The sequence below is a fragment of the Frankia sp. R82 genome (assembly GCF_023716925.1).
GTDB lineage: Bacteria > Actinomycetota > Actinomycetes > Frankiales > Frankiaceae > Frankia.
This window is the reverse complement of record NZ_JAMQQG010000306.1, coordinates 18,694-28,696: the sequence shown is the minus strand read 5'-3', so window position 1 is coordinate 28,696 and position 10,003 is coordinate 18,694. Positions and strand designations below refer to the sequence as shown.

Genomic DNA, 10,003 nt, shown 5'->3' with positions numbered 1-10,003 from the left:
CCCCACCCCCCCCCCCCGCCCGGGGGGGTGGGGGGGGGGGGGGGGGGGGGGGGCCGGGGCCCCCCCCCCCCGAGACGAGCTGAACACCTGGGGATGTCTGGCCGGCGGCGATGGTCGCGGTAGCGGCCCGTCCCAGGCCGCGCACCCGCCCCAGAAGGGCACGGGGCATCGCCGTCCTGGCCGCCGCTACCGCGACCGCCCAGCCCAGGGCGGCCGCGACCGGTCGCGCTGCCGCTACCGGGTAGCGGATCCGCCGCTACCCCCACCGCGGGCACGGCCCTCACGCGAGGGCTGTCCGGCGCCGTCTGGGTCCTTCGACTCCTCGACGTAGTCGTCGACGACGCCCCTTCTCCCCTGCCCGCCCCACTCCCCCCGCTATTCCTCGCGCCGCTCCTGATGACGGTGGGGGCTGGTGGCCGTTGTCGCAGGCCAGCGCTGGTAGGCAACCAGCCCGCGAGCTTCCGACATGTCTTCTGCGGCCTGGAGAGAGGGTGGGCGGGCTGGTAGTCGTACGCGCCAGCGCTGCGGGGCGGTCACGGACCCGGCGGGCACCCCCCGCCACAAGCCGCGGTCCCAGGCGCTGCCGGGGCGGCCCGGCCGCGGCTGCCGGGTCGCGGACACCACGACCCTCGGTCGTCACACGTGATGACCGTCAGAGAATCGGGTCGTCGATGGCCGTGTCGGCGGCGGCCAGGGGGGTGTCGTCGCCGGTGGGATCGGGGGCGCAGTCGCGGCACAGCCGCCGTCCGACCGCTGCGGCGGGTACGTCGTTGTACCCGCGGATGATCGTGTCGCCGCAGTCGCGGTACGCACCGATCGCCGCACACCCCTGGCAGTGCTGCCGCCGCCCCGCGACCTTCGGGGACAGGACGGTCACCTCGGGGATCAGCAGCAGGTCTTCGCAGTCCTGGCAGGCCGGCGGGGTCTCGTCGTCAGGCCCGGACCAGTCCTCGTCCGGCCCTGCCAGGCACAGCACACACTCCGCCGCCCCGGTGTCCCTGGCCGCCGGTGTGAGCAGCACCCCGCAGCGGGTGCACCGCGCCGCGGTGTCAGGCCCCGCACCGTCCTGGTCCATGCGTGCGGCCCTTCCCGTCGTGTCCACCTGCGGTGACGGCTCTCTGCGGTCCGGGGCCGCCTCTTACGGTGATCGGGTGAGTGTCCACCAACTGGGGGTGACCCTGCATGATGTGTGGCCGCTGCGGGTCTGGCGTCGTGTCCACGTCCTGTCCAGTGCGCCTCTGACCGAGGTACACCGGGTGATCCAGGCGGTGATGGGCTGGGAAGACCAGCAGCCCCACGCCTTCGAAACCATCTGGAGACAGCCCTACGGCGACCACGTCGACGCCGAGACTGTCGCCCTGACCGCCGTGCTGCCCGCGGTCGGTGACCGGCTGCGTTACACCTACGGCGTCGACGACCCGTGGGAACACCTGTTCACCGTCGAGAACATCTACCGACCCGCTCCCCGCACCCGCTACCCGCGCTGCTCCGGCGGACAGGGCGCCGGCCCGGTCGAGGACAGCGGCGGCCCCGCCGCCTACACCGCCCTGTGCCAGGCGCTGCGCACCCCCCACCACCCTCGCCACCAGCAGGCCCGCGACCGGCTGCGCCGCACCTCAAAGGTTTCCCAGTCGTCGGCGTCGACCTGCCCTCGTGGGAGCGCGGCACGCTGCCGGGCTAGAACACCGCGAGGCTGACGATGTTCGATCGGTTTCAGGCCACGACGATGGCAGCTGGCTCGTCAGCGGACATGGTTAACGGCGGCGTAGCTGGATGGCCAGGGCGGTTTCGCTCTGGCGTGCGGCCTTGAGCAGCCTGTCGAGGTTTTCGGCGGTGAGCGGTGTCCCGAGGTTCGAACGAAGGAGGGTGGTGTGCAGCTGAGACCTGGAGGCGTCGGTGAGAGCCGTGTCGGCTCGGGCAGTGACGACATCGCGGGCGAGGTAGGCGTCTCGGAGGGCGGCGTCGAGGAGTTGGTCGCTCATGGCGATGCCGACGCGGCTGGACTGCCCGGTGATGTGGAGGAGCTCGGTGGTGATCAGCCATAGGCGTAGGTGGAAAGCGCCGGGCACTGGCTCTGGGGCGGATGTGACCGTGAGGTGGGCGTCGGCCATATCGGCGGCACCATCGTCGGTGCGGTCGCCGGTGAGGACATGCGTGATGAATTGCAGGTGCGCCGTGACTGCGTGTTCCCACTGGTCGGGGGTGTCGCTGTGGTCGAGGATGCTGGTCGCTTCGGCGGATTGGCTGGTAGTGGCGTGGTGGAGGATGGCGATCTGGCGGCCGTCGAGGAGCCGGCAGCCGATGCCCCGGTGTTGCAGTGCCTGGTGGTAGGCGTCGGTCCACTGGCCGGTTTGGCAGAGGGCGCGTAGGCCGCTGCCGAGGAGGATGGTCCAAAGCCACTGCACGATCTTGGCGTGGTCTTCACCGTATGTGACGAGGGCGTCGAGCGGGATGGTGTGGCCGTCGATGCGGAGATCGCTGCGTGTGTGGGCGGCACGCAGGAGGGCTTCGTGGAGGTGGTAGGCGGTGGTGCCGTCGCCCTGGCGGGTGTGGAGTCGGGCGAGGTTGATCAGTGGTTGGAGAGCGAGGGTGGCGGTCGTATGGTCGTAGGGTCCTGGGCCGGTGGTGAACCGGTAGATCTGGCGCCAGCACAGGTCGCGGGCGAGCTGTGGCATGGCGCAGTCGCTGGCGATGAGGGCGGCGAGGTTGAGGGCCTCAGCGGCATGCACCAACGGGTTGTCGTCGCTGCGGGCGAGGTTGGCTTTGTGGTGTAGCCGGTCGAGGCGTTCGGTGAGGCTGCCGCACGCGGGCTTCGGGCGGGGAACGAGGGGAAAGTAGCGCGGCAGGATGTCGAGCAGGGCCTTCCGCCGCGCGTTGGGCGCCAGCTGAGCTGCGCCCGCGACACGCTGCGGCGCCCTGTCTTCCCTGACGGCTGGGGTTCTGCGCGCCGTGCGGCTGTGCTGGGTGGCGGCCATGAGGATCACCAGGTGATCGTGAACTGGGTGTGGGGGCGCTGGATGCGCGCTCGGGCCCCTTCGGGAGTGACGGGGTCGGCGCTGACGGGGTCGGTGCCGCGGTAGGCGGTGATAGTGGGCTGGGCAGGGCGATAGTGGGCCCAGGTGCCGAGGAGTTCGGTGAGGTGGGCAGTGAGTTTCTCTGTCTCGGGGCCGTGGGCGGTGATGCCGAGTTCGAGGGCGTCGTCGGTGGGTTCGCGGGCGGTGAGGTAGGCAAGGGTGCCGCCGTCGTGCAGCGCTGCGCCGGCCCAGCGCAGGGCGGGATTCGCACGACCGGTGGTGCGGGCGGTGGCGCCGACGGACAGGCGTCCGAAGGGGCGGTCGGTGGTGGTGGCGAGCCACAGGTCGAGGTGTTCGGCGGGTTCGTCGTGCCGGACGTGGATACCCGTCCACTGCTGGTGCGGCGGGTGGCGTAGTGCGTCGCCGAGTGCGGTCGGGTCGTGTGGTTCGGCGGCGTCGATTTTGAGGATGACGTCGTCCGCGAGGCGGAGGTGGCTGCCGGAATGTCCGGTCAGGTCGGTGGTGGCACGGAGGGGGACGAAGCCGCAGACGACCGCGGACGTGCTGGTCAGCTGGCCGTCGGTGTGGTGGTCGAAGGCGAGCGCGCGGGTCAGGCCGCTGCCGTGCAGCCGCAGGGGGATGACGGCACGGCCGCCGATGCGGAGCTGGTCCCACCAGGCGGGTGGGATGTCTGTCGCCTCGGCGGTGACGATCAGCCGGTCGTAGGGCGCATGGTCGGGGTGTCCGTCCGCGCCGTCGCCGCAGACGACGTTGACCTGGTAGCCGGCTGCGTGGAGGTAGCTGGCGCCGCTGGCGGCGAGGTCGACGTCGAGTTCGATGGTGATGACGTCGCCGGTGTCGCCGACGAGTTCGGCGAGCAGGGCAGCATTGATGCCGGTGGCGGTGCCGATCTCCAACACGCGTTCGCCTGGTTGTGGGTCGAGCTGTTCGAGCATGGTGGCGACCAGGTTCGGGCTGGACGCGGACGACAGGGAGGTGCCGTCGGTGGCGCGTCGGGTGACGATCGGGTTGGTGCCGTAGGCGACCTCGAGGTCGATGCCAGGGAGGAACCGGTGTCGGGGCACGGTGCGGAACGCGGCCTCGATACGCGGTGTGTGGAAGGTTCCCCGTCCCTTGACGCGGTCGGCGAGGGCGTGGCGTAGCCGCGTGGCCTGCCGTTCACGTTCGTCCGGGTCGTCGGCCGTGGCAGCCTGACCGGCGGCGGCGCCGGGGTTGGCGTCGAGGTGAGGGCGGATGTCGGCGGTGAGGGTGCCGGATGCGGATCCAGGCTGGACGGAGGTGAGCTGGGCGGTGGGGCCGGCTGTGGTGGGCCGAGTGTCTTCTGCGGGTCCGAAGATGGCGGTGCGGGCTGCGGTCGCGAGGGTGTGCTGGTCGGCGGCGCTGACGCCGTGCCGGTTGAACAGGAAGATCAGATGGTGGGTGAGCACGCCGCGTAGCCCACGGGTCAGCTGTCCCGTGGCGGCCAGTGCGGCGAGGCCACGGCCGGTGCGTTCGAAGGCGCCGGGCCAGTCGGGAGCGGTATCAAGCGGGCTGTTGGGGGCGTCGGCGTGGGCGGTGATCAGGGTGTGGACGTCGAGGAGAGTCTGCTGTGCCGGTGGGGCGACGGGTTCGACCGGGGTGCGGTGGTCGGCGAGGCGGCTCCAGCAGTCGCCCTGCTCGTACGGCTCCAGGCCGGCGGCGCGCAGCAGGCGGGTGGCGAGGAGGACGGGGAGTTCACGGCGCAGCTGCGGGCCGGGGTCGGTGAGGTAGTCGAGCAGGTGCCGGCTGTCGGTGGTGAACAGGGTGTGGGTGAGATCCATGCCGTCCGGGCCGCCGAAGGCGTGGGTCTCGGGTTCGTAGCGGGTCTCGGTCCAGGATCGGATCGCGCCGCGGCGGGCGAGGGTGTCTGCGAGCTCGCCGAGGGCTGCCCCGGCCGGGGCGTGCAGCCGAAGCCGCCAGGTGGTGCCCTTGCGCACGAACCACCAGGCCCGGACGGTGCCGGCGTCCTCGGCGTCGGCGAGCAGGGGCCGCAGGTGGTCGATGGCCATCCGTTCGGCTGCCTGCCAGTCCGCGCAGACAAGGTTGAGCTGACGCCAGCTGTCACTGGATGGGGGAGTGGTCACGGTGGGTTGTCCTGTCGTCGGCTGGGGCGGAGGGCTGGGCGTTGGGGTGCTGGGTCAGGTGAGGAGCAGGCAGGAGGCCCAGTCGGGGTGGGTTTCGGTGCCGGAGGCGGTGAGGGTGTGCGCGACGAGGGCGACGCCGGCGCGACCGTCGATGAGCCCGACCGTGGGCCGCGGGGACGTCGGGCCGAGACGACCGTCGATCTGCATGGCCGTGCCCGTCTGGGGGCCGGCGGTGGATGCGCTGCGGTCCGCGTGGTCGAGGAAGGCGTGGGCCAGGCCGGGCAGTGTCTGGGCGGGGCCGGCGGTGGTGGCGTCGGCGGCGGCGCGCCAGGCGGTGAGGACGACACCGGCCCAGCCGTGGCAGAGGGCCAAGTCGGTGAGCCGGGCGAGCTGGGCCGGGTCGCGCAGGCAGGCGGTGAGGGTGTGTTCCGCAGCGACCTGGCGGGCGTGGTCGCTGGTTGCGAGGGCGGCCAGTTGTTGGGCGCGGGCGAGCCCGGGCGTGCCGTAACACCACGACGGCCGGGCCGGGCCAGTCTGGGCGGGACGGCCCGCGTGCAGGTCCGCGACGGTGAGGTGTTCGGGCCACCAGGGTCCGGCGGGAGCGGCTTGGTGCCAGGCATCGAGCCAGCCGGTGATCCTCTCGATGGCCTTCAGATGGCCGGGGACGATGATGCCGGCGCGTAGTGCGAGCGCCAGGAGCGCGAGTGGGCCGCCGATGCCGTGGGCCATGCCCAGATTGGCGTGGCCGCCGCTGCTGGTGGGATGGCCGGGCGGCGGGTCGCTGGACCACCAGCCGGGCGCGTCCGCTCCGGCGGCGTCGCCGGTGGGAAGCGGCCTGGTCAGCGCGACCAGGTAGCGCAGAACATCGGGCAGGAGCGGACTGTTCGGGTCGCGGCGTAGCTGGTAGGCGCCGAGTCCGGTCAGACCGCGAACAAGGTCGAACTCGGCGAGTCGGGGCCGCTGGGCGGCGAGGATCCGCGCCTGGGCTGCGGCCAGCCGCCGCCGGGTGAGCGTGGCGACGGCGGCATCCAATGTGGCGAGTGCGTCCCGGTAGCGCTCGGGCGAGATGGTGGCGGCGGCGAAGGCGAGTGCCGGGGCGCCGAACCACAGCCCGGCGCCAGAGCCGACGCTGAGACCGTCAGCGGTCGCGCGGCGCAGCCAACGGTGGACTAGCCCATCCCGTTCGGCCGGGTCGGCGTGCCGCGCGTGCAGGAGCGCGATTCCGGGTGCGCCTTTGGACAGCGACTGCCGATGCCAGCGCCGGCTGGTTGGGCCGTCGTCGTCGTGCCCGGCATCGTCGTGCCCGTCATTGCGGCTGGGCGGCGGTGGCGGGTCGGCAAGATCGGCCGCGAGGGAGTCGGCGAGTGTGCGTGCCCGTGGGACGTCCCCGTCCTGGAGGCGTTGTCTGGAGCGGGTGGCGGTGGTGTGGGTCATCGCGGTGCACCGGCGGTTTCGGCAAGGGCGATCGCGCGGGCGAGCCGCCAGACGTGGTCTTCGGTGTCCGCACCAGGGCCGTGGCGCCGGTTGTGCTGCAGATGCAACAGCGACCTCACCACCGCCGCAGGTGTCACGTCTGCCTGCCGGACGCGGAGCAGGCTGGTGTAGGCGTCGGCGGCATCGCGACGTGCCTGCCAGGCCGCTGCGACTGCCGGGCTGGTGGCCGTGGTTGTGGCCGTACCCAGAGAAACCGTCGCGGTGGTGGTCGTGGCTGCGATCGTCGCTCTTGCGGGCGTTGCTGCGGACGGCGTCGAGGCGGCCGGGCCATCGAGGTGGGCGTAGGCAGCGGCGAGGTGCAGGGCGCGGCGGCGCGCCATCCGGTTCACCGGTCCTGATCCGGCGTCGCCGCGCCGCGCGACGAGCCAGGCCACCCCGGCGGCCCGACCGCCCAGGATGGCGCCGGCGAGATCGACAAGGCTCGCTGCGGTCTGCGCCTGCAGATGAGCCTCGTCGGCCGCGCCGACGGTGATGAGCTCGGCGAGAGCGGCGGCGGAATCGGCGGCGAAAAACCGTTCGGCCGCGGCCAGGGCCGCCCCGTGACCGTAACGGGCGGGTTCCGGCTGGTAGGTGTCCAGGGTGAGAGTGTCCGCGAGACCATGCCGACGCAGCCCGGTCACCCACGCCCCGGTGCGGGCGGCGGCCTGGCCGTAGTCGGCGGTGCGCAGACGGATCCGCAGATGAGGCGTCGGGTCGTGGTAGCGGACGAACCAGCAGTGCGCTGCGATATCCCAGTCCGCCAGCAGGCGTGGAAGATGCTCCGTCAGGAGCGTGGTGAAGCCGTCGGGGTCACCGAACACCTTCGCGAACAGCATCCCGGCGCCCGGCAGAACATCGTCGTCCGGATTGACCAGCCGCAGCGGACCGGGACGGGCCAGGACACGCGGCGCGGGCGCCGGGGCCGCGGTGCTCGCCAGCGGTATCAGCACCTCGTGCGCCCTGCCCTGACACCAGCCAGACTCACCCTCCGACGGTGCCTCGGTCAGCGTCAGCGCCGGCTGCGCCTTTCGCCCTGCCCGCGCCGGGCGGCGCAGGTGGTTGCGGAGCAGCTCGACGTGCATCGGATCGTCCAACCGCAGGCGAAGCTGCCGATCGCCCACGCCAACGCAGATCCGCTCAGGCAGCCGTAGCCGGTCCCGCAGCTCGGCTGTTGCTGCCAGCCAGGCGGACAGGGGCGCGTCCGCGCCGGGCAGCGCGCCGCGCGGAACGCGCCACCGCGCCGGCGCGAGGACCGCGCGCCCGTAACGCAGCCGCGGCAGGAAAGGCAGACCGGCCGCGGCCCCCCAGTCGAACAGCCCTATCGTCGCTGACGCGGCGCGGGCGACGTCGACGAGGAACATCGCCAACGTCGGCACCGCGTGCCGCGCGGCGGCGCACACCAGCATCGGCTCCACCACGCACCGGCGCGACAGCGACACCACATACACCCGGTTCGGATCGGCCGTGACAGCCAGATCCTGTAGGTCCAGATCGGCCGCGCCGCGGTCCCGATGCTCGCCGAGGCTGAGGACGATGGGGAGCACCGGCGGGACGGCGAAGACGTTGCGCGCCCGCGCCCGCAGCGGCGCGAACGACACCTGCGCCGGCAACGCGCCCGCCACCCCCACCGGCAGGGATGCGCAGGCCTCGACGAACCGGGCCCGGTCGGCGCGCGGCAGCAGCGACAGGAACCGGCCGCTGGTTGCGATCGCCGACTGCCCGATCCCACACACCGCCAGCCGGAAATCTCCGCGGTCCAGGGCCGCCACCGACGTCGCCAGCACCTCGACACACAGGTCCAGATGCGGCGGCGATACCGGCGCCCGCTCGGAGCCATCCGTGCGGCGCTCCACCGGGTCGCCCGTCGCCGATGCCAACCGGCCTATCAGCTGATCGTCCAGTAGAACCTCGCGGACACCGTCCAGGGCGGCCTGCTGTGCCAGTGTCACCAGCTGCTCGTCTCGGCTGCCAGGTCGGGCTTGTAGGCCCCGGGCTCCGTCGAGACCGTGCCGGGGATAACCCAGACCGCCGACGAGCGAAACGAGCCGGGTAACCGGTACTACCGCCCCCGGGCCGAACCGCTCGAGAAACCGCCGGTGATATTGCTTCATTGTCGGCGGACCGTACGGATGCGGCGTGAGTCGCACCAGCGCACCTGCCGCTGCGGTCGCCTCCGTGGCGACGGCCGCGGGCAGGGTGATGGCGTCGCCCAGCCGCAGGTCGACCGCGACGGGCGGTGTATCGCCCGTGCCAGCCAGCGCGCGCATACGCGCGGCCAGGGCCGGTGACGATGGGCCGTCGGTGCCCGGATGGGGTTGGATGGCCAGAGCTGCCTGGATGTCCGCCAACTCGCTGACCATCGGACCGGCGGCCGGTGTTCCCGCCGCGTCCAACGCCGTCAACTGCGCCATCAGATGGCCAAGGCCGTCGAAAGCCGTCAGCGGCGGACGCAGGCAGGTGATCAGCGCACCCGCCTGCACCAGACTCTTCACCAGATCGCGCACGGCGCCGTCGTGCGCCTGCGGGAACCGCGCGGCGACCTGGTCGACCAGAACGTTGACCGCGACCGGACGACGGGTGGCCTGTAGCGCGCACCGAACCGGCGCCGTGAACCGCAGCGACACCGTCCGTCCCAGTGGCATCGCCTGCCCCAGCGACACTGCCTGCCCCTGTGACATGGCCCGGCCTGGTGACCCCGCTCGACCCGGCGGCACGGTTGGCCAAGACGGTGCCGTGGGCGCCGTCTCCGTCGGTAGCCCGATCGCAGGCGCCGATCCGGGTATGACGAGACGGCCGCTCCGTACCTCGGCGAGATCGTTGGCCGTCACCAGCAGACGATCGAAAAGGCCCGGCTCCAACTGGGCGACCACGGCTTCCACCCAGGCCGCATCAGCCCGGACCGCTACCTGATGCCCGACGTTCGGTCCGCTCCCGGCGCCTACGGTGCGATCCCCGAATCGCAGCGGTGCGATCCCGGCGAACAACCCGAAGGGCGTCGCCCGTCCCTGCAACCGGACCACATAGCCGGCCAGTGACACCGCGACCCGGCGCACCCGCGCGATCTCCCCGACCTCGCCGGCCTGGACCGCCGCGACCCGGTCGGCCAGCACCGGGCTCGCCGCGGACACCGCACCGGCCACACCGTGGATCATCCAGACCTGGCCGATCCACGCCCGCCAGGCCGCCTCGCCGTCTCCACCGCTACTGTCCGGCCAGCCGGGAACGGCACCGGGATCGATGCCCACGCTGGCCCGCAGCAGCGCACCCTCAACCGGCCGAAACCCGCAACCATCCCCGCGCACCCGCATCCCCACCCCTTTCCACATCGACCCCAAAGCGGTGCAACGACTCGCGGCCCGTCCCGACGCTGATGGTGGGACGGGCCGCGAGACC

Annotated in this window: 6 protein-coding genes; 1 reads left to right on the top strand and 5 read right to left on the bottom strand. The window is 72.5% G+C overall.

Annotation, left to right across the window (positions count from 1 at the left end; genetic code table 11):
- Positions 1-652: 652 nt before the first annotated feature.
- Positions 653-1,075: a hypothetical protein gene (locus ND747_RS24850; protein WP_251736613.1), complete on the bottom strand. Its 423-nt coding sequence runs from the start codon at positions 1,073-1,075 to the stop codon at positions 653-655.
- A gap of 76 nt (positions 1,076-1,151) precedes the next feature.
- Between ND747_RS24850 and ND747_RS24845 the strand changes: the two genes are divergently transcribed.
- Complete coding sequence (locus ND747_RS24845; RefSeq protein ID WP_251736612.1) at positions 1,152-1,697, top strand: plasmid pRiA4b ORF-3 family protein; 546 nt, start codon at positions 1,152-1,154, stop codon at positions 1,695-1,697.
- A gap of 57 nt (positions 1,698-1,754) precedes the next feature.
- Here ND747_RS24845 and ND747_RS24840 read toward each other — a convergent pair whose 3' ends face one another.
- Genes ND747_RS24840 through ND747_RS24825 form a run of 4 tightly spaced genes read right to left on the bottom strand, consistent with a single transcriptional unit; the run spans position 1,755 to position 9,918 of the window.
- Positions 1,755-2,975, bottom strand: coding sequence for a hypothetical protein (locus ND747_RS24840; RefSeq protein WP_251736611.1), 1,221 nt, complete (start codon positions 2,973-2,975; stop codon positions 1,755-1,757).
- A gap of 5 nt (positions 2,976-2,980) precedes the next feature.
- On the bottom strand, positions 2,981-5,137 hold the full coding sequence (fxlM, locus tag ND747_RS24835) for a methyltransferase, FxLD system (protein WP_251736610.1): 2,157 nt from the start codon (positions 5,135-5,137) through the stop codon (positions 2,981-2,983).
- Positions 5,138-5,191: 54 nt separating this feature from the next.
- Positions 5,192-6,571: a lanthionine synthetase C family protein gene (locus tag ND747_RS24830; protein ID WP_251736609.1), complete on the bottom strand. Its 1,380-nt coding sequence runs from the start codon at positions 6,569-6,571 to the stop codon at positions 5,192-5,194.
- A complete protein-coding gene (locus tag ND747_RS24825) occupies positions 6,568-9,918 on the bottom strand; it encodes a lantibiotic dehydratase (protein ID WP_251736608.1) in 3,351 nt (1,116 codons plus the stop codon). The genes ND747_RS24830 and ND747_RS24825 overlap by 4 nt, the downstream gene beginning before the upstream one ends.
- Positions 9,919-10,003 lie beyond the last annotated feature (85 nt).

Coding starts and splice junctions, on each gene's coding strand:
- ND747_RS24850 (WP_251736613.1), bottom strand. CDS start 1,075: ATGGACCAGGACGGTGCGGGGCCTGACACCGCGGCGCGGTGCACCCGC.
- ND747_RS24840 (WP_251736611.1), bottom strand. CDS start 2,975: ATGGCCGCCACCCAGCACAGCCGCACGGCGCGCAGAACCCCAGCCGTC.
- ND747_RS24830 (WP_251736609.1), bottom strand. CDS start 6,571: ATGACCCACACCACCGCCACCCGCTCCAGACAACGCCTCCAGGACGGG.
- ND747_RS24825 (WP_251736608.1), bottom strand. CDS start 9,918: ATGCGGGTGCGCGGGGATGGTTGCGGGTTTCGGCCGGTTGAGGGTGCG.